General features: G+C 70.9%; 18 protein-coding genes. 3 read left to right on the top strand and 15 right to left on the bottom strand.

Going from position 1 to position 22492, the window contains the following annotated elements:
- Window positions 1-5: 5 nt before the first annotated feature.
- From ACFW0G_RS07410 to ACFW0G_RS07440, 7 genes are all read right to left on the bottom strand, one after another.
- Window positions 6-2342, bottom strand: a complete 2337-nt coding sequence (locus ACFW0G_RS07410) for a glycoside hydrolase family 95-like protein (RefSeq protein WP_378323970.1) — start codon at window positions 2340-2342, stop codon at window positions 6-8.
- 237 nt (window positions 2343-2579) lie between these two features.
- Window positions 2580-3914, bottom strand: coding sequence for a M1 family metallopeptidase (locus ACFW0G_RS07415; protein ID WP_378323971.1), 1335 nt, complete (start codon window positions 3912-3914; stop codon window positions 2580-2582).
- 7 nt (window positions 3915-3921) lie between these two features.
- Window positions 3922-7830: a Pls/PosA family non-ribosomal peptide synthetase gene (locus ACFW0G_RS07420; RefSeq protein WP_378323973.1), complete on the bottom strand. Its 3909-nt coding sequence runs from the start codon at window positions 7828-7830 to the stop codon at window positions 3922-3924.
- A gap of 310 nt (window positions 7831-8140) precedes the next feature.
- Window positions 8141-9655, bottom strand: coding sequence for a ribosome biogenesis GTPase Der (gene der, locus ACFW0G_RS07425; protein ID WP_378323975.1), 1515 nt, complete (start codon window positions 9653-9655; stop codon window positions 8141-8143).
- A gap of 22 nt (window positions 9656-9677) precedes the next feature.
- Window positions 9678-10337, bottom strand: a complete 660-nt coding sequence (locus ACFW0G_RS07430) for a lysophospholipid acyltransferase family protein (RefSeq protein WP_378323976.1) — start codon at window positions 10335-10337, stop codon at window positions 9678-9680.
- Between the two features lie 76 nt (window positions 10338-10413).
- Window positions 10414-11118: a (d)CMP kinase gene (gene cmk / locus ACFW0G_RS07435; RefSeq protein ID WP_378324017.1), complete on the bottom strand. Its 705-nt coding sequence runs from the start codon at window positions 11116-11118 to the stop codon at window positions 10414-10416.
- An 89-nt stretch (window positions 11119-11207) separates the two neighbouring features.
- Window positions 11208-11789: a TetR/AcrR family transcriptional regulator gene (locus ACFW0G_RS07440; protein ID WP_378323977.1), complete on the bottom strand. Its 582-nt coding sequence runs from the start codon at window positions 11787-11789 to the stop codon at window positions 11208-11210.
- A 105-nt stretch (window positions 11790-11894) separates the two neighbouring features.
- Between ACFW0G_RS07440 and ACFW0G_RS07445 the strand changes: the two genes are divergently transcribed.
- Genes ACFW0G_RS07445 through ACFW0G_RS07455 form a run of 3 tightly spaced genes read left to right on the top strand, consistent with a single transcriptional unit; the run spans window position 11895 to window position 13992 of the window.
- The gene (locus ACFW0G_RS07445) at window positions 11895-12263 is read left to right on the top strand and encodes a DUF4267 domain-containing protein (RefSeq protein WP_378323978.1); all 369 of its coding nucleotides are present in this window, start codon (window positions 11895-11897) and stop codon (window positions 12261-12263) included.
- Between the two features lie 36 nt (window positions 12264-12299).
- Window positions 12300-12782 (top strand): cation:proton antiporter regulatory subunit, encoded by a 483-nt coding sequence (locus tag ACFW0G_RS07450; RefSeq protein ID WP_378323979.1) that lies wholly within the window; start codon window positions 12300-12302, stop codon window positions 12780-12782.
- 7 nt (window positions 12783-12789) lie between these two features.
- Window positions 12790-13992: a cation:proton antiporter gene (locus ACFW0G_RS07455; RefSeq protein WP_378323980.1), complete on the top strand. Its 1203-nt coding sequence runs from the start codon at window positions 12790-12792 to the stop codon at window positions 13990-13992.
- Here the strand turns inward: ACFW0G_RS07455 and ACFW0G_RS07460 are convergent.
- The 8 genes from ACFW0G_RS07460 to xerD form a co-directional block, all read right to left on the bottom strand.
- The gene (locus tag ACFW0G_RS07460; protein ID WP_378323981.1) at window positions 13989-15338 is read right to left on the bottom strand and encodes a SagB family peptide dehydrogenase; all 1350 of its coding nucleotides are present in this window, start codon (window positions 15336-15338) and stop codon (window positions 13989-13991) included. The genes ACFW0G_RS07455 and ACFW0G_RS07460 overlap by 4 nt on opposite strands.
- Window positions 15339-15356: 18 nt before the next feature.
- Window positions 15357-17234 (bottom strand): Xaa-Pro dipeptidyl-peptidase, encoded by a 1878-nt coding sequence (locus tag ACFW0G_RS07465; RefSeq protein ID WP_378324018.1) that lies wholly within the window; start codon window positions 17232-17234, stop codon window positions 15357-15359.
- Window positions 17235-17373: 139 nt separating this feature from the next.
- Window positions 17374-18126 carry a pseudouridine synthase gene (locus ACFW0G_RS07470; protein WP_378323982.1) on the bottom strand — a complete coding sequence of 251 codons (753 nt, stop codon included), beginning with the start codon at window positions 18124-18126 and terminating at the stop codon, window positions 17374-17376.
- Complete coding sequence (scpB, locus tag ACFW0G_RS07475) at window positions 18116-18814, bottom strand: SMC-Scp complex subunit ScpB (protein ID WP_378324020.1); 699 nt, start codon at window positions 18812-18814, stop codon at window positions 18116-18118. The genes ACFW0G_RS07470 and scpB overlap by 11 nt, the downstream gene beginning before the upstream one ends.
- A gap of 197 nt (window positions 18815-19011) precedes the next feature.
- Window positions 19012-19953 carry a segregation and condensation protein A gene (locus ACFW0G_RS07480; RefSeq protein WP_378323983.1) on the bottom strand — a complete coding sequence of 314 codons (942 nt, stop codon included), beginning with the start codon at window positions 19951-19953 and terminating at the stop codon, window positions 19012-19014.
- Window positions 19953-20408, bottom strand: a complete 456-nt coding sequence (locus tag ACFW0G_RS07485; RefSeq protein ID WP_378323984.1) for a cobyrinic acid a,c-diamide synthase — start codon at window positions 20406-20408, stop codon at window positions 19953-19955. The genes ACFW0G_RS07480 and ACFW0G_RS07485 overlap by 1 nt, the downstream gene beginning before the upstream one ends.
- A complete protein-coding gene (locus ACFW0G_RS07490) occupies window positions 20405-21415 on the bottom strand; it encodes a ParA family protein (protein ID WP_378323986.1) in 1011 nt (336 codons plus the stop codon). The genes ACFW0G_RS07485 and ACFW0G_RS07490 overlap by 4 nt, the downstream gene beginning before the upstream one ends.
- 126 nt (window positions 21416-21541) lie before the next feature.
- Window positions 21542-22477, bottom strand: a complete 936-nt coding sequence (xerD, locus tag ACFW0G_RS07495) for a site-specific tyrosine recombinase XerD (RefSeq protein ID WP_378323987.1) — start codon at window positions 22475-22477, stop codon at window positions 21542-21544.
- Window positions 22478-22492: the final 15 nt, after the last annotated feature.

The following is a 22492-nucleotide window of genomic DNA, read 5'->3' on the forward strand; positions in this document are numbered from 1 at the left end:
TCGCCTCAGCCGGGCAGCCCCCACGCCGGTGCCGTACCGAGCGCCGTGACGTCGCGCGGATCCAGATCGGGGCGCGCGCCGCGCCGGGTGATCACCGCGGTGCCGCCGCGACGCAGCCGGACGGCGATCCGGCCGGGCGCCTCGGCCCGCCACGGCACCGGGCGGCCCCAGCCGTCACGGACCTCGATGTCGCCCCGGATACCGTGTTCGAGCACGAGCGGCTCGCCCGCCTCGCTGCGAACGCGGATCCAGTCGGTCGCCCCGTCGCGGCGAGAGGCGTCGACGACAAAGGCTCCCTCGGTGCGCAGTCCGGCGAACGAGGCCTCCGGCCAGCTCGCGGACACCGACGGGAACACCTTGAGCACCCCGTTCGCGCCCTGCACCTGCATGTCCACAATGGACTGCGCGGCGGTGATCGGGCTCTCGATGGCGAAGTTCGCGCCCTCGCGGTACATCGTGTTCGGCGTCAGCTGGGTGTCGCCGACGATCGTCCGGTTCAGGAAGACCTGGAGGAACTTCAGGGCCTCCTCCGGCGCGTCCATCACCGAGCACATCGAGGACGCGGCAGCGTAGCTGTAGCCGTGCCACAGGGACTGCATCGACGTCCAGTGATCGAACGTCCGGCGCATGACGTCGCGATCCCCCGGCCGCTCCCACAGCTTCTCGCGCAGCGGGTAGAGCCACAACAGGTGCGAGAAGTGCCGGTGCGAGTCGGCGAGCGGGACCCCGTCGCCGATCAGCACCCCGTCCGCGCCCTGGTGGTACGGCACGAGTTTCGCCGAGATCTCCTGCCACGCCTTGACACGCGGATCGTTGATGCGCAGCTTCGCGGCCGTGTCGACGAGTGTGCGCGCGGCCCAGCGGATCAGCGAAAGGTCGTAAGTGCAGTCGGCGGCGTCGGCGTATTCCGGCGAGCGCGTCAGCGGCAGGTGCAGCAGGCCGTCGGCGCCGGGCGTAAGAAAGTGCCGGTAGAAGTTGAGCGCCTTGGCGAGCGCCGGGTACAGCTCGCGCAGCACGCGCTCGTCCATGCTGTGCCGATAGGCGAGCCAGACGTTGTGCAGTCCCCACAACAGGTTTCCGGTCTGGTCGGTCTTGTTCGGCGTGCCGGGAACGCCGACGGTGCGAGTGCCGCCGGGCCGCAACCGCCAGTCGCTCGGGTGCGACAGCGCATACGTCTCGCCGTCGCGGTAGGCCGGAGGCACCGACAGTTCCAGATTCGCGTGGTCCCGGCGGAACGTCGTGGTGACCGCGTCGAGCTCCGGATGGTTGGCGCTGTTGACGATCGGGTAGGTGACCTGGACGTTGAGATTCCACCAGACCGCGGTCCAGCTGTTGCCGACCTCGGGGAACCACGGCCCCCATTCGGACACCACCGGCGCGTCCGCCCGGGTCGACGCGGCGATCTTGTACAGCTGGATCCAGTAGAACCGCTGGATCCGCTTGTCCGGTACCGAGACGAAACTCTTGTGGTGGAAGGAATTCCACCAGTGGCGATGACGGGCGACGAGAATGTCGAGGTTGCCGGAAAACGCTTCCTGAACACTGCGGATCGCGTCGCGCGTGTGCGTCGGCTTCGGGAACCCGTAGGCGATCGTCGCGGCGAGAAGTCTTCGCGTGCCGAACCTCCGCTCCCGCCACGCGGTCGTGTACCCACCCCCGGCGAGCAACGGCTGTTCGGCGTACTGAACGCCGCCGCTGGCCCCGATCGTCGGCGCCGGGTTGGCGACGTACTCCGGGGGCTTGCGGACCGTGCGCGTGGTCGCGGAGACGAGCGGCTGGAACGCCCACGCCGCGTTCGCCTCACCCGCGCTGGGCGAGAGGGAGACGAGCAGGACGCCGAGGTCGTTGTGCACCAGCGCGGAGAACGCGACCGAGCCCTGCGTGGTGGTCACGGTGCCGGAAAGCTCGGCGTTGTAGATGTCGAGCGTCCAGTCCACGGCAGTGATCGCGCCCGCGAAGGTGAGCGTGAGGTAGCCGACCGGCAGCCGCGACAGCCCGATCCCGGCCTCCCACTGACCGCGCTGGTCCTGGACCTGGGTGTGACTCAGCATCAGCTTGAGGGTCTGCGGCGTCGCGCCGGCGTAGATCTGGGCGCCGAGGTATCCGTTGGCGAGGAAGGGCGCGTCCTGCCAGCCGGTCGGGAGCCGGGCCCAGCGCAGATTGGCGTCGGTAGCGACGTCGCGATGAATGTCGCGACGTCCCTGGCCTGCCACCCCCGCCTCGTCTCCGCCTCCGCTCGCGCTCGCCGGTGGTGCCGCCCGCGCCCACAACCCGCCGAGCGCGGCCGCCCCGGCAGCGACGGAAGCCGTGCGCAGCAAGGCACGACGGGACACCTCGACCATGGAGCGCCTCCCGATTCATACAACGTTTAGCCGGAGTGGTCTCCCGGCGAACGGCATGTTCGCAGACTTTTACGCAGGTTGACCAGTCCAGACATCCGATGTATCCCACTGACCGGTGCACATTCAAGGTCGTGAACATCGCTCCCGCACGTCGGCGCTGCTCCCGAAGCCGAAGGACGTCGCGCACAGGACACTGAACGTCCCGAACGCGTCGTTCGCGACGTCACCACGGTGCGGTCAGGCGTCGGGCAGGGGCGGCAAAACCGGATTGTCCAGCCAGGTCGCGAAAAACCCGGCCAGCGACTCCCCCGCATACCCCTCCGCGAGCGCGGTGAACTGCGCCGTCGTCACGGTGCCGTGCCGGTGATCGGTGGCCCACGCGCGCACCAGCGGGAAGAACACCGCGTCGCCGACCCGGTGCCGCAGGGCGTGCAGGGTCAGGGCGCCTCGCTTGTACACGCGCTCGTCGAACATCTTCGCCACGCCGGGGTCGGCGATCCGCAGGTCCATCGGCTTCGCCCGCATCCGGGAGTGCCACGACCCGGCGAGCGCGCGCACGGGCTGGCCGCCGGATTCCTCCGACCACAGCCATTCGGTGTAGGTCGCGAAGCCCTCGTTGAGCCAGATGTGCCGCCAGTCGGCCACCGTCAGGCTGTTGCCGAACCACTGGTGCGCCAGCTCGTGCACCACCAGCCGCTCGTGGGTACGCCTGCCGTCGACGTGGTTGGCGCCGAAGATCGACATCCCCTGCGCCTCGATCGGGTCGTCCAGCTCGTCGTCGGCGATCACGACGACGTATTCCCCGAACGGGTAAGGCCCGAACCACTGCTTCAGCAGGTCCATCATGCGGCCCTGACGCCCGAAGTCCCGTTCGAACGGCACCCGCAGGCGCGGCGGGACGGCCGCGCGCAGCGGAACCGGGCCCGCCGAAAGCTCGACGTCGTCATAGCGTCCTATTTGGACACTCATGAGGTAGGTCGGCGTCGGCTCCGCGCGCTCGAAGACCCACTTCGTCGTGCTCGCCGAGTCGTACCGCGAGACGAGGTCGCCGGTGACGGCGACCAGGTACGGCGAGGACGTCGACACGGTCACGCGGTAGGACGCCTTGTCCGCCGGGTGATCGTTGCACGGGAACCACGACGGCGCGCCGACCGGCTGGCTCGCGACGAGCGCGCCGTCGGTCAGCTCGTCCCAGCCGATGTCGCCCCAGCGGCTCGTCACCGGACGCGGATTGCCGACGTACCGGACCTCCACCCGGAACTCCGCCTCCGCCGGGATCGACCTGGCCGGCTTGACCTGCAGCTTCTGTCCACGGTGGACGTACTTGGCCGGTTTGCCGTCGACGAGCACCCTGCCGATCCGGAACTCGCCGAGGTCGAGCGTGAACCGGGACAGCGCTTGCCGCGAGGTGCAGGTGAGCACCGCCGTCGCGGACAGCCGGTTGGGTCCGATCCGGTAGTCCAGGTCCAGGTCGTAGTGCCGCACGCGGTAGCCACCGTTGCCGTGGCGGGGAAGGTAGGAATCTCCGGAGGTGTCCGCCCCCGGACCGGGAGCGGAAGCCCTCGAAATCACTCGTTCGTCACCCTCGCCACGCCGAAATCGGATTGCCCAGCCAGCGCGAGTCTGCCGGAACGGCGTCGCCCCTGGTCACCAGCGACCCGGGTCCGACGGTCGTCCGCGCGCCGATGCTCGCGCCCGGCAGCACGATACCGTGCGGCCCGAGCGTCGCGCCCTCGTCCAGGGTAACCGGCGACATGCTCATGATCCGGTCGTGGAACAGGTGCGTCTGCACGACGCAGCCGCGGTTGATCGTCGCGCCGTCGCCGAGCCGCACCAGGTCGGCCTCCGGCAGCCAGTACGTCTCCAGCCAGACTCCGCGCCCGATCTTGACGCCCATGGTGCGCAGCCAGGCGGTCAGCAGCGGGGTGCCGCCCACCGAGCCGATCAGCCACGGCACCGCGAGCGCCTCGACGAACGTGTCGGCCAGCTCGTTGCGCCACACGAACGAACTCCACAGCGGATGCTCGATGTCGCGGAACTTCCCGACCAGCAGCCATTTCATGATCGTCGCGACCAACGCGGCCACGACACCGGCGGCGAGCAGCAACGGACCACCCAGCAGCGCCGCGACCACGAACCCGTACGCCGAGGCCAGCGCGAGGAACCCGCCCGCGACGAGCACGGTCAGCGCGACGCCGCACATGACCGGCACGATCCGGCACAACTCGACCAGCGCCCGCGCGGCCTTGAGATGCAGCGCCGGGGTGTAGGTGCGGCTGGTGTCCGCCTCGCCGACCGCGCGGCGCACCGGCAGCGGCGGCATCCCGAGATACGAGGAGCCTTTCTTCGCCTTCAGCGGTGCCGACGACAGAACGCCGACCAGACCGCGCTTGGGCACCGACCGGCCCGGCGCGGCCATCCCCGAGTTGCCGAGGAACGCCTGCTTGCCGATCCGCGCCGGCGCGACGTGCAGCCAGCCGTGGCCCAGCTCGTAGGTGGCGACCATGGTGTCGTCGGCGAGGAACGCGCCACTGTCCACTTTGGTCATCTTGGGCAGCGCGAGCACGGTCGACGCCTCGACGTTGCGGCCGACCTTCGCGCCGAGCATCCGCAGCCACACCGGGGTGAACAGGCTGGCGTACAACGGGAACAGGCCCTCGCGGGCCATGCCCATCAGCCGTTCGGTGGCCCACACCTGCCACGCGACGCGGCCGTGCACCGGGTGGTAGCCCTCGACCATGCCGATGCTCAGCGACCGGACGCCGACGAGCACGAGCAGCATGTACGTCAGGAAGTACGCGATCGTCGCGAGCGGCGAGAACACCAGCGCGTTCACGACCGCCGCGCTCAGCGTCGGCGCTCCAGCCACGGCGTACCCGAGCACCGCGACGCCCGGCAGCGCGGCGAGGCCGGGCAGGAACCCGAGCACCAGCGACGTCGCGCCGTAGACGGCGGCCCAGAATCGCGAGCGCGGCGGGCGGCTCGACGGCCACTTCAGCGCGTCCTTCGCGTCCTTGGCGACCCGCGCGGCGGGCGAACCCGCCCAGCGCTGACCCGCCGGGACCGCGCCACGCACCGTCGAACCGGCGGCGATCTCCGCGCCCTTGCCGATCCGCACCCCGGGGAACAGCGTGCTGCGGGCGCCGATCCGCGCGTCCGCGCCGATCCGGATCTTGCCGATGTGCACGAGATCGCCGTCCACCCAGTGCCCGGACAGGTCGACCTCGGGCTCGATCGCGGCACCGCGGCCGAGCTTGAGCAGGCCGGTCACCGGCGGCGGCGAGTGCAGGTCGACGTCCTTGCCGATCCGCGCGCCGAGCGCCTTCGCGTAGGTCGCCATCCAGGACGCCCCGGCGACGCTGTCCGCGCCGCTGAACTCGGCGAGCTTCTCCGCCGTCCACAGTCGCAAGTGGACACTGCCGCCCCGCGGGTAGCTACCGGGGCGCACGCCGGAGAGCAGCACGCGCGCGCCGCCCGCGGCGATCGCGATCCGGCCCGCCGGGCTGAACAGCACCAGCCACGCCAGCCCGATCCAGCCCCAGTTCAGCGTCGGCGCCCAGGCGAACCCGAGCAGCGCCAGCACGTTCGACAGCGCGGCGGCGATGGTGGCCCAGCGCAGCCCGACGAGGCCGAGCAGCGGGACCATGAGCACGCTCTGGATCAGCCCGGCCCGGCGCGGCGTCGGCGCGACCTCGCGGCTCTCGGTCTCCTGGCCGCTCAGCGCGTCCAGCATCGCGGCGAGCGCGCCCAGCTTCGGATGCTGGTAGATGTCGGACACCGACACCTGCGGATGCCGGGTGCGGATGCGCGCGATGAGCTGCGCCGCGGTGAGGCTGCCGCCGCCGTGCGTGAAGAAGTCCGCCTTCGGGTCCTTCACCGACACGCCGAGGATTTCCGCCCAGCCCTCGGCCAGCCAGGTCTCGGTGGCCGACAGCCCGGCCGCGCTGGCGTCCACTGTGGACAGCGGCCAGGGCAGCGCGGCGCGGTCGACCTTGCCGGAGGTGCGGGTCGGCAGGTCGTCGATGACGGCCAGCAGCGGCACCAGCGCGGCGGGCAGCTGCTCGCGCAGGCGGGTCGCGGCGTCGTCGAGATCGAGGTTCGCGTCCGGCGCCGGGACGACGTAGCCGACCAGGACCTGGTTGCCCGCCTTCGTGCGGCGGATCGCGGCGGCGGCACCCTGCACGCCGGGCAGGGACTGCAGCGCGGCGTCGACCTCGCCCAGCTCGATGCGGCGCCCGCCGAGCTTGACCTGTTCGTCGAGCCTGCCGAGGAACAGCAGGCCCTCGGGCTCCGCGCGGACCATGTCGCCGCTTCGGTAGGCGCGCTGCCAGCCGAGCGCCGGCAGCGGCGCGAACTTCTCGGCGTCCTTCTCGGCGTCGAGGTAGCGGGCCAGCCCGGCGCCGCCGATGACCAGCTCGCCGGTCTCCCCCATGCCGACCGGCTCGCCCGCCTCGTTGACGACCGCGAGCTGCCAGCCGACCAGCGGCAGGCCGATGCGGACGGGCCCCTCGCCGGTCAGCTGCGCGGCGCAGGCGACGACGGTGGCCTCGGTGGGGCCGTAGGTGTTCCAGACTTCGCGGCCCTCGACGGCGACGCGCTCGGCCAGCTCCGGCGGGCAGGCTTCGCCGCCGAAGATCAGCAGGCGGACGTCTTCCAGCGCGTCGGCGGGCCAGAGCGCGGCGAGCGTCGGGACGGTCGAGACGACGGTGATGCGCTGCGCGACCAGCCACGGGCCGAGGTCGACGCCGGTGCGGACGAGCGCGCGCGGCGCCGGGACGAGGCAGGCGCCGTGCCGCCAGGCCAGCCACATCTCCTCGCACGAGGCGTCGAAGGCGACGCTCAGGCCCGCGAGGACGCGGTCGCCGGGGCCGATCGGCTCCTCGGTGAGGAACAGCTCGGCCTCGGCGTCGACGAACGCGGCGGCCGAGGCGTGCGTGACCGCGACACCCTTGGGCTTGCCGGTGGACCCGGAGGTGAAGATGATCCAGGCGTCGTCGGCCGGGGCGGGGCGGCCCTTGCGTCCTCCTGGCGTGCCGTGCACGGTGATGGCGCCGTCGGTGGCGATCGCGGCGACACCGGCCTCGCCGAACACCAGCTCGGCGCGTTCCTCGGGGTCGTCGGCGTCGACCGGGACGTACGCGGCGCCGACCGACAGCGTGGCGAGGATGGCGATGTACAGCTCGGCGGTACCGGAGGAGATCCGGATGCCGACGCGGTCGCCGACGCCGACGCCGTGGGCACGCAGGCGGCGGCCGTAGGCGTCGATCTCGTCGACGAGCTTGCGGTAGGACAGCGTGGTGGTGCCGTCGTCGATCGCGGCGGCGTTGGGGTGCTCGGCCGCGGTGGCGGCGAGGATGTCCAGCAGGGTGCGTTCGCTGGTGCCGAGCCCCGACCAGAACAGGGCCCGGTCGGCGACCGGCGCGGGCGAGGGCGCCTGGGTGACCTCGGCGACACACGCGAGCGGGCGGTGGTCGGCGGTCAGCGTCATCGGCCGCTCACCCCGGCGGCTTTCCGGCCATGGGCGTACTGGGACATCATTCGGGGGCGCAAGCCCATCACTCACCTTCCGCGAGTGTCATTCGGGCTTGCACTCTCCAGTTGAGGCGCCCGCAACAGACCGTCCACGATACCCGGAGATGAACGAATGGTTTCTCCTGGGTCACGCCCGAGTGTCGGACGTCACCGCCTACCAGCGAACTCGCGTGTCCAGACGGCGTTTTCGCGTGATTGGACGGAGATTTCGCGAGATCTCCGTTCCATCACGCGAGATCTCCGTCCAATCACGCGAGATCGGTGTTTCAGCGGGTGCGGGATTTGGTGGGTTTCTTACCGGCGCCGGGCTTCGGTTTCTTTTCCCGGACGCGGACATTCACCCGAACGGGGCTTCCTTCGAAGCCGAACCGCTCGCGGAACTTGCGTTCGATGAAGCGGCGGTAGCCCGCCTCGAGGAAGCCGGTGGTGAACAGGACCAGCGTCGGCGGGCGGATCCCGGCCTGGGTCGCGAACAGCACCTTGGGCTGCTTGCCGCCGCGCACCGGCGGCGGGGTGGCCGCGATGAGGTCCGACAGCCAGCCGTTGAGCTGGCCGGTGGGAACCCGCTGGTCCCACGACTTCAACGCCGTCCGCAGCGCTGGCGCGAGCTTGCGCACCGAACGCCCGGTCAGCGCCGAGATGTTCACCTTCTCCGCCCACGGCACCCGGACCAGGCCGCGTTCGAGCTCCCGGACCATGGCGTGACGGCGGTCCTCGTCGACGAGGTCCCATTTGTTGAACGCCAGCACGCACGCGCGCCCGGCCTCGACCACCATCGTCAGCACCCGGAGGTCCTGTTCGGACATCGGCTCGGCCGCGTCCAGCAGTACGATCGCGACCTCGGCCGCGTCGATCGCGGTCTTGGTGCGCAGCGAGGCGTAGTACTCGGCGCCGTTGGCCGAGTTGACGCGCTTGCGCAGACCGGCGGTGTCGACGAACCGCCAGACCTCGCCGTCCAGCTCGACGAGCGAGTCGACCGGGTCCACAGTGGTCCCGGCGACCGAGTCCACAACGGACCGCTGCTCCCCGGACAACTTGTTGAGCAGACTGGACTTCCCGACGTTCGGCTTGCCGACCAGCGCCACCCGGCGCGGGCCGGAGGTGATCGTCTCGCGCTCGCGCGGGGCCGCGGGCAGTGCCTTGATGACCGCGTCGAGCAGGTCGCCGGAGTTGCGGCCATGCAGCGCGCTCACCGGGTACGGCTCGCCGAGGCCCAGCGACCACAGCGACGCGGTGTCGGCGAGCAGCCGCTCGTCGTCGACCTTGTTCGCGGCCAGCAGCACCGGCTTCTTCGACCGGCGCAGCACCCGCGCGACGGCCTCGTCGGTGGTCGTCGCGCCCACGGACGCGTCGACGACGAGCAGCACGGCGTCGGCGGTGGCCATCGCCATCTCGGCCTGCGCCGTGATCGACGCCTGCAGGCCACTGGCGCCGGGCTCCCAGCCGCCGGTGTCGACCAGGGTGAACCGGCGGCCGCTCCAGAACGCGTCGTAGGCGATCCGGTCGCGGGTCACCCCCGGCACGTCCTGCACCACGGCCTCGCGGCGGCCGAGGATGCGGTTGACCAAAGTGGACTTGCCCACGTTCGGCCTGCCGACCACGGCGAGCACCGGCTGCGCGAGGTCGGCCTCGGTGCCCGCCTCCTCGGCCTCGATCCGCGCGTCGAGTGCGGCGAACTCCGCCTCGTCGGACCAGGTCCCGTCGACCTCGCCGACACCCGCCGACGTCTCGAACTCCGCCGACGTGCTTTTTCCCGCGGAGGCGGCGTCCCACTCTGTCATCAGTTCTCATTCCCGTACGCGTTCAGAACCCGTGTTCCGAGCGCCATTCGTCCAAAGTCTTCACCAGCGCCGCCAGCTCGCCGCGCAGGTGCTCGGTGCCGTCGTCGAGGCCGGTCCGTCCCTTGCCGATCTCCGGCGTGAACGGCTCGCCGACCAGGATGTCCACCCGTGGCCGCCAGCGCCGCCGCCCGCCGGCGGGCTTCAACGTCCCCCGCGTCGCGACCGGCAGCACGGTGGCGCCGGACGCCCGGACCAGCCAGGCCGCACCGCGTTCCGCCGCGCCGACGTCGCCGTCACCGCGGGTGCCCTCGGGAAAGATCCCGACGACACCGCCCGCCTTCAGCACCGACACCGCGGTCATCAGCGGCTTGCGGTCGACCTCCCCGCGTTTGACCGGGATCTGCCCGATCGCCAGCAGGAACCGGCCCACCGCCCCGCCGAGGCTGTGGAACAGCTCCTCCTTGACCAGGAACGCCGACCGCCTCGGCAGCATTCCGAAGATCAGCTGCGGTTCGATGTACGAACTGTGGTTGGCGATCACCACCACCGGACCGGTGGCGGGCATCCGCTCCCGCCCGTGCACCCGGATGCGGAACGCCGACCGCAGATGGTACCGCGCGAACACCCGCCCGGCGTCGTGCAGCCCCCCGCGGGCGCCCTCGGGCAGCCCGGCTGCGCTCATGCGATCGCCTCGCTCCGCGAGACAGTGTTCAATTCCTCTTGGCGCATGATGTCCATGATTCGCTCGCAAGCGTCGCTCATCGAGCGGCCTCGGCCGAGCACCCCGCCAGCAGACCGCGGTGGCTGGCCAGCTCGCAGAGCGCGACGATCACCTGGTCGATGGACAGCTCCGAGGTGTCGACCGGCACCGCGTCGTCGGCAGCACGCAGCGGGGAGGCGGTCCGGCTCGAATCGAGCCGGTCCCGGCGTTCGACGGACTCGCGCGCGTCGGCCACCGTGGACTGCCGCCCGGCGGCGGTGTCCTGGCTGCTGCGCCGCGCGGCGCGGACGTCGGCCGACGCGGTGAGGAACACCTTGAGCGGCGAGTCGGGCACCACGACCGTGCCGATGTCGCGGCCTTCCACGACGATGCCGCCGACCTCGCCGAGTACCTCGGCGATGATCCGGCGCTGCCGGGCGACGAGCAGCTCGCGCACGTGCGGCACCGCGGACACCGGCGAGACGGCCTTGGTCACCTCGGGCCCGCGGATCTCGGCCGAGACGTCCTCGCCGCCGAGCCGGAATTCGGGGCGCTGCGGGCTGGTCCCGATCATCAGGTCGACGCCGTCGGCGAGCCCCGCCACCGCATCGGCGTCGGCCGGGTCGATCCCGGCGCGCAGCACGGCGAGCGTCACCATCCGGTACATCGCGCCGGTGTCGAGGTACCCGGCGCTGAGCCGGTCGGCGAGCTTGCGCGCGACGGTGGTCTTCCCGGTCCCGGACGGGCCGTCCAGCGCGACCACACCACGTAGGGCTCCCGACACCGGCACTCTCCTCGCGTTTCGTCCGCACCTGATCGCCGTACATTCTGCCCGGCGGCCGGTGGGGCGGATCAGTCGGCCGGTCCGGAGGCCCCGCCGCCGAAGCGGGCGACCAGGATCGCGAGCCGTTCCGCACGGTGACCGGGGCTCAGCCGACGACCTCGATCGAGCGTGACGAGTCCGTGCAGCGCGGCCCAGAACGTCTCGGCGAGGGTCCCGACGGCGTCTTTCCCGGCGACCGGCGCCACCGCCGCGGCGATCGCCCCGAACGCGTCCCGCAGCGCCTGCGGTGCCTCGTCGGTGGCGAACGGCAGTTCGGAGGCGAGGGTGAACATCGCGTCGTAGAGCGCGGGATTGGCGTCGGCGAACGCGACGTAGGCCTCGGCGACCGCGGCCAGCGGGGACGGTTCGAACGCGGCGCCGCCGAGCTGCTCGGCGAGTTCGGCGCAGCCCTCGACGGCGGCCGCCGCCATGATCGCGTCCTTGCCCGAGAAGTGGCTGTACAGCACCGGCTGGCTGTACTCGATCTTGGCCGCGAGCCGCCGGGTGGTGACCGCGTCCCAGCCCTCGGCCTCGGCGAGTTCACGGGCGGCGGCGACGATCCGCCGCTCCCGCTCGGCACGATCGCGCGCTCGGCGCAGCTGCTGGGTCATGAACCCGATACTAGCACCGCTAGACAATCTAGCGCCGCTAGGTTAGCGTTGCTAGTAATCCTAGCGTTGCTAGACAGCGCCGATGAAAGCCAACTGGAGGGACCCATGCTCGTCACCGGATACGTCCTCGTCGGACTCGTCGCGGCAATGATCATCTACGTCGGCCTGAACTACGTCTTCGCGCCCGCCAAGATCGCCGAGGGCTTCGGGTTCCGGACACTCCCGCAGAACGGCGACGCCTTCTACAACATCAAGGGCGTCCGCGACATCGGGAGCGGCCTCGTCCCGATCGCACTGATGCTCTACGGCGACCCGCACGCGCTCGCCTGGGTCATCCTCGCCGAGGCGTTCATCCCGTTCGGCGACATGCTGACCATCTTGCGGCACAAGGGAAAGAAGGCCGTCGCGTTCGGCGTCCACGGCGTGACCGCGGTGGTGATGGCCGTCGCATCGGCCCTGCTGCTGCTCGGGTGATCGAGCACGAATCGGACAGTGGGTTACCGTGGAGGAGTGAACGTCGAAGTGACCCCTCTGCCCGGAATCGGCGTCCGCAAGGATTTCGCCACCCGCACCGGCCGCCGCATCGGTGTCGTCACCCAGCGGGACGGGCAGATCGAGCTGATCGTGTCCAAGACCGACGATCCGGACGCCTGCCTCGCCTCGCTCCCGCTCACCGCCGACGAGGCCGGGGCGCTGGCCAACCTGCTCGGCGCGCCGCAGCTGGTCGCCCAGCTCACCGAGGAACACCGGGACCTGCCGGGCATCAACACCCGGCAGCTGCCGATCAAGACGGCCTCCCCGTTCGACGGCCGGACCCTCGGGGACACCGCGATGCGCACGCGTACCAGCGTTTCCGTGGTCGCGGTGATGCGGGCAGGGCAGGTGCACCCGTCGCCGGCACCGGATTTCACCTTCACCGCGGGCGACGTGCTCGTCGCGGTCGGCACGTCCGAGGGACTCGAGGCCGCCGCGAAGATACTCAAGTTCGGCTGATCCCGGGATGGACCACACCGCACTGTCCCTGATCGAACTCGGGGCGGTCTTCTTCGTGCTGGGCGCCCTCGGCCGCCTCGCCGGGAAGATCGGCCTCTCCCCCATCCCGCTGTACCTGCTCGGCGGCCTGTGCTTCGGCCAGGGCGGGTTCCTCCCACTGACCGACATCGGCGGCTTCACCCACCTGGCAGGCGAAATCGGCGTCGTCCTGCTGCTGCTCCTGCTGGGCCTGGAGTACTCCGCGGCCGAGCTGTTCACCGGGCTGCGCAGGTCGTGGATGGCGGGGCTGCTCGACATCGTGCTCAACGCGGCGCCGGGCGCGATCGTCGCGCTGATCCTGGGCTGGGGCCCGATCGGCGCGATCGTGCTCGCCGGCGTCACCTACATCTCCTCGTCCGGGATCATCGCGAAGGTGCTGGGCGACCTCGGCAGGCTCGGTAACCGCGAAACGCCGGTGGTGCTGTCGATCCTCGTGTTCGAGGACCTCGTGATGGCGCTGTACCTGCCGATCCTGACCGCGGTGCTCGGCGGCGTCAGCCTGCTCGGCGGGATGAAGGCCGTCGGGATCTCGCTCCTGGTGATCACCGTGGTGCTGGTGATCGCGCTGAAGTTCGGCCGGTTCGTGTCCGCCGCGGTGGACAGCCCGGACCGCGAGGTGTTCCTGCTCAAGGTGCTCGGCGCCGCGCTGCTGGTGGCCGGGCTGGCCTCGGCGATGCAGGTCTCGGCGGCGGTCGGCGCGTTCCTGCTCGGCATCGCGATCTCCGGTTCGACCGCGGAAAACGCGACGCACCTGCTCGAACCGCTGCGGGACCTGTTCGCCGCGGTGTTCTTCGTGGTGTTCGGGCTCAACACCAACCCGGCGTCGATCCCGCCGGTGCTCGGCTGGGCGGTGGTGCTCGCGGTGGTGACGACGCTGACGAAGGTCGGCACCGGTTGGTGGGCCGCGCGAAGACAGGGCGTCGGGAAGCTCGGCCGGGCCCGCGCGGGTGCCGCCTTGGTCGCCCGCGGCGAGTTCTCGATCGTCATCGCCGGTCTCGCGGTGTCGGCGGGTGCCGTCACCGGCGAACTCGCGGCGCTCGCCACGGCGTACGTACTGCTCATGGCGATCCTCGGCCCGATCACCGCCAGGGTCGTCGAGCCGATCGCGAGGGCGCTGGGGCGCAAGACGGCCGCGAAGGCCGCCGCCGCGTCGTCCTCGGGGTCGCCCTAGGGCCGGGTGCCGAGCAGGAACCCGCCGACCGCGGTTTCCACCAGCGGATCCCGTCCGGTGGCCTCGGCGAAGGCCGCGGGTTCCGCGGTACCGAGGGCACAGGGCGCGAGTCCCATCGCGGTCGCCACGCAGTACATGGTCTGGTAGAGCACTCCGACGTGCTTGAGCGTGAGCGCGTACGCCATCCGTTCGTACTTCCACATCACCCGGCCCACCCGCGCCGAGACGACGAACACGACCTGCGGCACCGTGTTCAGGCCCCCTGCCGCCCCGCGCGCGTGCCGGACGAGCCGCCGTACCGCCGGGACGCCGGGGGCGGCCACGGGTCGGAGGACGTGCTCGTGCGCGTCGTAGTGGTACATGCCGGGGGCGACACCGTCCACAGTGGACACGATCGGATATACCTCCAGCTCGTGGGAGGCACCTCCGCTCGGATAAGGCTTCCGCACGTGCTCCACCCCGCCGACCTCCGCGATGCCCTGGACCCGGGCGCAGCGGTGCAGGAACTCGCCCAGCTGGGCCGCCGTCAGCGGATGTTCGTCGTCGTGCTCACGGACGCTGCTCCGGCGGGCCAGCACCGCGGTCAGGCCGGGATCGTCACGGGACACCGCTTCCGCGTCCGGCTCCGGCAGCGCGACCGCGGGCCCGGGGTACGGCTCCGGCCGGGCAGGGAGCGGATCGTGGCTCCCCTTCGCCCAGTAGGTCCCGGCGAATCCCTCGCCGAGATGCCCCCGCTCGTCCCGTTTGCTGCGTGCGTGGAACCACAGTTCGTGCGGGCTCCACTGCCGGGTCCGGAGGTCGTTCTCCGCGCCCGCGTCCACCAGCAGCCCGGCCCACCGCAGATCCCGCCGGAGGCGAGCCCGCAGGCCGTCCGGGAAGGCGGAGACGCCCGGTTTTCCCGTGTACCCGCCGATTTCGGCGAGCACCGCTGGATCGCGGACCTCGACGTCGCACCAGGCCAGCGGGGATTCGACGACCATCCCGTCCGTCCCCGCCCGAATCACCGCGAACCGCGACAGCCGCAGCTTCCCGGTTCCGGTGTCACCGAGTTCCGGCGGCGGGCGCAACGGCTGCATCCGGTACAGGTCCGTCCCGCCGCTGGTCACCGTGAGCACCAGCCACCCGCCGTCGCGCAACACCTGGAGCAGCCGCTCACCCTCGGGGCCCGCGAGTTCCTCGGGCGTGTGCGGGCGATCCGCCAACGCCGCCAACATCGCGCGCTCGGCTTCGCTCAGCGCGCCGATCGTCTGCGCGTACCGGTCGCAGAGCAGGCTCGTCTTCCCGTCGGGCGAACGGACGCAGGACACACCGCCGCGCAGGGCGTAGCGCTCGCCGAACTCGGTCATAGCGCCTCAGGGTAGTGCTCAGCCCTGGTCGAGCCGGGCCCGCGGCGCCGCGTCGACATGCGCGAGCTGCCCGGGAGCGGCCGGGACGCTGTCGCCGGAGAATGCCGAAGGCGTGCCGGACAGCGGCAAGGTGACCGCCGTCTTGGCCAGGTCGATCGTCAGCTTCGGCGTCCTCGCGGGTGCCGAGATGAACCCGCTGTCGGTGCCCCCGATGATCAGCGCCAGGGCGTGCCCACGCGGCACGACGTGGTCGGTGCTCGCCAGGCGGAATGTCATCGTGTACGCCGTGCCCGGGACGAGCGGCTCCTCCTTCGACAGCGAGCGGTAGTTCGCCAGATCCGCCCAGCCCCGGCTGATGATGGTGTAGTCGACGTTCGTCGTGTCGGCCGTGGTCACCTTGTAGCAGGCGTCGTCACCCGGCGCGTTCGCGCCCCAGCACGTCTCCGCTGTCCCGGTGTTGATGCCCTCGCCCCGGCCCGCGAAGTTCCGGATCGTCGCCGGTCCGTAGTCGACGAGCACCGCGGACAGCCGGGCCGAGGACGTGCTCGGCGTCGCGGTCACGCTGATCGAACCGGTGCCGGACACCTGGAGGTCGTTCGCGAGTTTCCCGGTGCTGTACAGCAATCGCGAGCCCGACGCGGTACCGGGGTTCGCCGCCCAGTCGTTCTCGCCCTGCGAAGGATTGTCGGTGAACGTGGCGGTGCCCGAGGACGCGCCGGTGGTCAGCGAGCCGAGTCCCGGCACACCGCCTGCCTTGGCCCGCAACACCGTCGGCGAGGCGTTCGCCGCGGGCCACGCGGACTGGTCGGCCCACTGGTCGGGCTGCCGTTCGACACTCGCCATCGGGCCGCGTTCGACGCCGTTGTCGATGCCCATCAGGTAGTGGTCGAACCAGCGGTGCAGCAGGTCGACCCAGTCCGCGCGCCGGTAGTCGAACGGATCGACGTGCCCGGTCTGGGCCAGCCAGATCTTCCGCTCGACGCCGTTCACCGCGAGCGCGTCCCACCACTGTCCGAAGTGGATGGTCTTGACGTTGAGATCGTTCACCCCGTGGGAAAGCAGCACGCTCGCGCGGATGTTCTTCGCCTTGGCCGCGTAGTAGTCGCGCTCGGCCCAGAACGGCCCGTAGTCGCCGTTCGCCGTCGCGCCCTGGGTCAGTTTCCGGTTCTGCGCCGAACAGTCCTGCCCGCTGTTGCGCTGTTCGACGGTCCGCGCCAGGCCGACCGGGTCGAAGCCGAACGTCGCGCCGTCGGAGCGGTAGTAGTCGTACCAGGAGCTGATCCCCGCGATCGGCACGATGGTCTTCAGCCCGGCGACCCCGGTCGACGCGACGCCGTTGGCGATCGTGCCGTCGTAGGACTTGCCGATCATGCCGACGTTCCCGGTGCTCCAGCTCGCCGGCACCGCGCTGCCGCCGGTCTTCGCGCTGTAGCCCGCCGCGCGGCCGTTGAGCCAGTCCACGACCGCCTTCGCCGACTGCACGTCCGAGACGCCGCCGACGTCGACACAGCCCTGCGACCGGTTCGTCCCGGCGAGGTCGACCAGGACGACGGCGTACCCGCGCGGCACGAAGTAGTTGTCGTAGTAGAGCGGGAAACCGACCGGGCGGCCGCTCGCGTCGTAGGTCTTGCGCTCGCTCTCGTTGCCGCGGCCGCAGCACGAGTAGTACGGGCTGGCGTCCATGATCACCGGGATCTTGATGCCCTTGGCCACGGTTTCCTTCGGGCGCACGACGTCCGCGGCGACCCGGTCCGGTTTGCCGTCGCCGTCCCCGTCCCGGCCGGTGTCCACCCAGACGGTTTCGCGGATCGCGCCCGCGAAGTCGTACACCGGATCGGTGCCTTTCACCCGCGACGCCGCGTGCGCGCCACCCGGTACCAGCACCGCGACCGTCATCGCCATCACCGTCGCGAGCACACCCGCCGAACCGAACCGCACAGCAGCCTCCCGAGATCCGTGGCCGCCAAGCTAGAAGCCGCCAACTTCGCCCGGTAGAGCGGAAAGTGGGTATTCGGGCGGGGCCCGCCCGTTCGGCCTAGAGGTCGACCGAGCGGTACAGCGAACCGACCTCGCCGCGCGTCAGCCGCCGGATCGAACCCGGCCGCTGGTTGCCCAGCTGGACCTCGCCGACGGCCGTGCGGACGAGCTTGAGCACCGGGTGGCCGGTGTCCTTCAACAGCCGCCGCACGATGTGCTTGCGGCCCTCGTGGATCACCAGCTCGACCAGCGTCTTGCCGGAGTGCATGTCCTTGACCCGGAACTGGTCCACCTTGACGATGCCGTCCGGCAGCTCCCAGCCCTTGCGCAGTTCCTTGCCCAGCCCGCGCGGAACGAGCCCGTCGACCTCGGCCAGGTACGTCTTGAGCACGCTGAACGACGGGTGCATCAGGCGGTGGCCGAGATCGCCGTCGTTGGTGAGCAGCAGCAGGCCCTCGGTGTTCTCGTCGAGCCTGCCGACGTGCACGACCCCGGGCGTCTCCTCGTACCGGCCGCGCAGGTAGTCGCCGACGCACGGGCGGCCGCGGTCGTCCGACATCGTCGAGTGGACGCCCTTGGGCTTGTTGAACGCGAGGTACACCAGATCGTCGCGCAGGTTCACCCGCGTGCCGTCGACGTGGATCACCGATTCGAGCGGGTCGACCCGGCGGCCGAGCTCGGTGACCACCTCACCGTTCACCTCGACCCGGCCCGCCACGATCAGGTCCTCGGCGGCGCGGCGTGAGGCGACGCCCGCCTGCGAGAGCACTTTCTGCAGGCGAACGCCGTCGGGGTGCTCGCTAGATGTCATCGATCGTGTCCACTTCGGGTAGCAAAGGAGCGATGGGGGGCAGGTCGGCCAGCGACGACAGCCCCAGCCGCTCCAGGAACAACTCGGTCGTCACGTACAGCGTGCCGGTGGTCTCGGGATCGGTCCCCATCTCCTCGATGAGGCCGCGCGCGAGCAACGTCCGGATCACGCCGTCCACGTTCACGCCACGCACCGCGGCGACCCTGGCCCTGGTCACCGGCTGCCGGTACGCGATCACGGCGAGGCTCTCCAGCGCGGCCCTGGTCAGCTTCGACCGCTGGCCGTCCAGCAGGAGCTTCTCCACGAACGGGGCATAGACGTCCCTAGTGTAGAACCGCCACCCCTCGCCGACGCGCCGCAGGTCGATCCCGCTGCTGCGCTCGGTGAACTTCTGCGCCATGGTGCGCAGCGCGACGGTCACCCGCGCGACCGGCTGCTCGACCGTCTCGGCGAGGGTTTCCTCGCTCGCCGGGGAGTCGATGACCAGCAGCAACGCCTCCAGCGCGGCCTCCAAGGCCTCGTCGGAGGTGACGTCGGGCAGGTCGCTCGCGTCACCCGCGGCCACCAGCCTGGACTCCGGATCATCGGGGTCCAGCCCGTCCGGTTCGGCCGGGACACCGGGGGCTTCCTCCGGCGAAGCGGCTTCGTCAGCCTCCCCCGCCTCAGCTGCCTCGGCCCCTTCGGGCACCTCGCCCTCTTCAGCCGTACCCGGAACATCGTCCGGTGTACCGGGAACGTCGTCCGGCGTACTCGCAGAGTCGTCCGGCGTACCTGGAGAGTCGTCCGGCGAGCCGACTGTCTGGGTACTCGAACCGACCGTTTCGGTACGCGAGTCCTCCGGTTCCCCAGAGGTCTCGGCGACGTCCGGTTCGTTCTCCTCGTTGCTCACCCGTACTCCTCGTCCTCCGCCGTGGCCCGGTCGTGCTCGGCCGCGACGACCGCCTCCTCGACGCTGCCGCCGGTCCACCGCACATGCAGTTCCGCCAGCGCCTCCAGCTGTTCGAACTGCACCGAGGACTCGCGGTACAGCTCCAGCAGCGCGAGGAACCGCGCGACGATCTCGACCGTGTGCTCGCAGTCGTCGACCAGCTCACCGAACGTCGCCTGCCCGCGCTCGGCCAGCTTCAGCCGCAGCAGCGCCGCGTGCTCGCGCACCGACACCCTGCCCATGTGGATGTGCGCGATCGACACCGTCGGCGGCGGCTTCGGCTTGAACACCGCGACCGCGATCTCGGCGAACTTCGCCGGGTCGACGCCGATCATCACCTCGGGCAGCAGCCCGACGAAGCGGTCCTCCAGCGCGACCGAACGCGGATACCGCCGCAGCGCACCGGCTTCCAGTTCGCCGAACAACGCCGCCACCTGCTTGTACGCGCGGTACTGCAGCACCCGGGCGAACAGCAGGTCCCTGGCTTCCAGCAGTGCGAGGTCGTCCTCGCTCTCGACCTCCGCGGCGGGCAGCAGGCGCGCCGCCTTGAGGTCGAGCAGGGTCGCCGCGATGACCAGGAACTCGGTCGTCTCGTCGAGGTTCCAGTCCTCGCCCAGTTCCCGGGTGTAGGCGATGAAGTCGTCGGTGACCTGGTGCAGCGCCACCTCGGTGACATCGAGCTGGTGCTGGGAGATCAGTTGCAGCAGCAGGTCGAACGGGCCCTCGAAGTTCGCCAGCCGCACCTTGAACTTCGACGTGCTCAGTTCCTCGGCGGCCAGCCCCTCCGGGATCGTGCCCCCGTGCACGGTCTCGTGCACGGGAGCCGTTTCGTCCTGGCTGGGCTGCGGGGCCTGCTCGTCCGGCTCCGGCGCCTGCTCAGCCGATGCCGGTTCGTCCATCAGGCCTCGGTTTCGCTCTCGTCGTCGCCGAGCGCCCGCAATCGCTGGACCAGCACCGACTGCTCGCCGTTCTGGTCGAGATCGGCCAGCAGCACGGCGACGGCCTCCCGCACCAGCCTGCCCCGGTCGAGCACCAGACCGTGTTTCGCCCGCAGGTTCAGCCGCGCCTGTTCCATCGCCAGCAGTTCGTCGCCGGAGACGTACACGGTGATCTTCGCGTCGTGCTTGGTCCGGCCGGATCCGCGCCGGGCGGCGCCGCTGCGGGTCAGCTGGTCCTGGTGCCCGTTCCCGCTCGCCTTGCCGTTCCCCGTGCCGCCACCGCCGTTGCCGTTCCCGGTGCCGCCGTTCCCCGTGCCGGGGGCGGGCTTGGCGGGGGTGTCGAGGGCGGGGTTGGCGGTGCTGGTCGTGATGCGGAACAGTTCCGACGCTCCGGGCAGGGAAGCTCGCCTGCTCACCGAGCGATCACCTCGCGGGCCAGCGCGCGATAGGCCGCCGCGCCTGCGGATTTGGGAGCCCAGGTCGTGATCGGCTCCCCGGCCACAGTGGTCTCCGGGAACCGCACGGTGCGGTTGATCACCGTGTCGAACACGGTGTCGCCGAATGCCTCCACCACGCGAGCCATGACCTCCTTCGAGTGCAGGGTTCTCGGGTCGTACATGGTGGCGAGAATCCCCGTTATGTCCAGTTTGGGGTTGAGGCGTTCCTGCACCTTCTCGATGGTGTCGATCAAGAGCGCTACGCCTCGCAGACTGAAGAACTCGCACTCCAGCGGGATGATCACACCGTCCGCGGCGGTCAGTGCGTTCACCGTGAGCAGGCCGAGCGAGGGCTGGCAGTCGACAAGAACATAGTCGTAGTCGTTCATGACCGGACGAAGGACCCGTAACAACGTGTGCTCGCGTCCTACCTCAGCGACAAGCTGGACCTCCGCCGCGGACAGGTCGATGTTGCTCGGCAGCAGGTCAACGCCGTCGACGGAGGTTTTGCGGATGACGTCGGTGATCACCACCGACCGCTCCATGATGACGTTGTAGACCGTCTGGTCCAGTTCGTGCGGCTGGATGCCGAGGCCGACCGACAGCGCGCCCTGCGGGTCGAAGTCGACCAGCAGCACCCGGCGCCCGCATTCGGCGAGCGCGGCGCCGAGGTTGATGGTCGAGGTCGTCTTGCCGACGCCGCCCTTCTGGTTGCACATGGCCATGACCTGTGCCGGGCCGTGCTTCTCCAGCGGGGGCGGCTCGGGGATCTCGCGGCGCGGGCGGCCGGTCGGGCCGAGCCCGTCGTCCTCGCGCGGCTTCATCCTGTTCTTGGCGCGGGCCTTGCGGCCCTTGGGCCGGACCGGGGTCTCCGACGGTTCGTCGCCGTCGTGCTCGGCGGGGGTCGCGATGGTGACCTGGTTGAGGTTCGCCGCGACCGAACCGGCGGACGCGGCCGGGCGCTCCGGCTGGTTCGGTGTCGACATAGCGAAAAAGCTCCTCGTTCGGCAGAGTCCTCGGCAGCCTATGCGGGAATTCGCGGCGCTGCCAAAGCGGCTCGCCGACCGCGATGGGGCGATCTCTTCCGCACCGTGCGAAGTCCTTTGCGCCGTTCAGCCCAGTGCGCGCGGATGCGCGGTGGCGTAGACCTCGCGAAGTGTGTTGACCGTGACGAGCGTGTACACCTGCGTAGTGGTCACCGAGGCGTGGCCGAGAAGTTCCTGGACCACCCGGACGTCGGCACCGCCCTCCAGCAGATGCGTGGCGAACGAGTGGCGCAGCGTGTGCGGTGAGACGGCGGCCGAGATGCCCGCGCGCTCGGCGGTGTCCTTGAGCACCTGCCACGCGCTCTGCCGTGACAGCCTGCTGCCTCGGGCGTTGAGGAACATCGCCGGCGTCCCCCTTCCGTGTGCCGCCAGCGCGGGCCGGGCCCGCACGAGGTAGGCGTCGACGGCGGCGAGCGCGGGGCGGCCGATCGGCACCAGCCGCTGTTTCCCGCCCTTGCCGTCGAGCAGCACGGTGCGTTCGGCCTCGTCGATGTCGTCGACGTCGAGCCCGACCGCCTCGGAGATCCGGGCGCCGGTCGAGTACAGCAGCTCCAGCAGCGCGCGGTCGCGCAGCGGGCGCTCGCCGTCGGGCGGCGGGGTTTCCAGCAGTCGCAGCACATCCGCGACCGGCAGCGCCTTGGGCAGCCGCTTCGCGGGCGTCGGTGGGCGGACCTCGCGGGCCGGGTCGTGCTCGGTGATGCCGTCGGCGTAGGCGAACTTGTGCAGCCCCCGGACCGCGACAAGCGCCCGTGCCGCCGAAGACGCCGCCAGCGGACGGTGTTCTTCGTCGCCTTCCCGCAACGCCGCGCCGAACGCGGTGATGTGCGCCGAAGTGACGTCGCCGAACCCTGTCACGCCCGCGCTGTCGAGGTGAGCGGCGTAGCGGCGGAGGTCGCGGGCGTAGCTGTCCAGCGTGTTGCGCGCGGTGCCGCGCTCGACGGTCAGATGGTCGAGATACGCGGCGATCGCGTCGGCCACTGCCCTGCTCCCCGCGCCTGCCACGGGGACACCTTAGGA

This window comes from Amycolatopsis sp. NPDC058986, assembly GCF_042741125.1.
Lineage (GTDB): Bacteria > Actinomycetota > Actinomycetes > Mycobacteriales > Pseudonocardiaceae > Amycolatopsis.

What these genes read in the sequence shown, in the direction of transcription:
- ACFW0G_RS07410 (WP_378323970.1), bottom strand. Translation starts at nt 2,342, where the DNA reads ATGGTCGAGGTGTCCCGTCGTGCCTTGCTGCGCACGGCTTCCGTCGCT.
- ACFW0G_RS07420 (WP_378323973.1), bottom strand. Translation starts at nt 7,830, where the DNA reads ATGACGCTGACCGCCGACCACCGCCCGCTCGCGTGTGTCGCCGAGGTC.
- der (WP_378323975.1), bottom strand. Translation starts at nt 9,655, where the DNA reads ATGACAGAGTGGGACGCCGCCTCCGCGGGAAAAAGCACGTCGGCGGAG.
- ACFW0G_RS07430 (WP_378323976.1), bottom strand. Translation starts at nt 10,337, where the DNA reads ATGAGCGCAGCCGGGCTGCCCGAGGGCGCCCGCGGGGGGCTGCACGAC.
- ACFW0G_RS07440 (WP_378323977.1), bottom strand. Translation starts at nt 11,789, where the DNA reads ATGACCCAGCAGCTGCGCCGAGCGCGCGATCGTGCCGAGCGGGAGCGG.
- ACFW0G_RS07445 (WP_378323978.1), top strand. Translation starts at nt 11,895, where the DNA reads ATGCTCGTCACCGGATACGTCCTCGTCGGACTCGTCGCGGCAATGATC.
- ACFW0G_RS07455 (WP_378323980.1), top strand. Translation starts at nt 12,790, where the DNA reads ATGGACCACACCGCACTGTCCCTGATCGAACTCGGGGCGGTCTTCTTC.
- ACFW0G_RS07460 (WP_378323981.1), bottom strand. Translation starts at nt 15,338, where the DNA reads ATGACCGAGTTCGGCGAGCGCTACGCCCTGCGCGGCGGTGTGTCCTGC.
- ACFW0G_RS07465 (WP_378324018.1), bottom strand. Translation starts at nt 17,234, where the DNA reads ATGACGGTCGCGGTGCTGGTACCGGGTGGCGCGCACGCGGCGTCGCGG.
- ACFW0G_RS07470 (WP_378323982.1), bottom strand. Translation starts at nt 18,126, where the DNA reads ATGACATCTAGCGAGCACCCCGACGGCGTTCGCCTGCAGAAAGTGCTC.
- ACFW0G_RS07480 (WP_378323983.1), bottom strand. Translation starts at nt 19,953, where the DNA reads ATGGACGAACCGGCATCGGCTGAGCAGGCGCCGGAGCCGGACGAGCAG.
- ACFW0G_RS07490 (WP_378323986.1), bottom strand. Translation starts at nt 21,415, where the DNA reads ATGTCGACACCGAACCAGCCGGAGCGCCCGGCCGCGTCCGCCGGTTCG.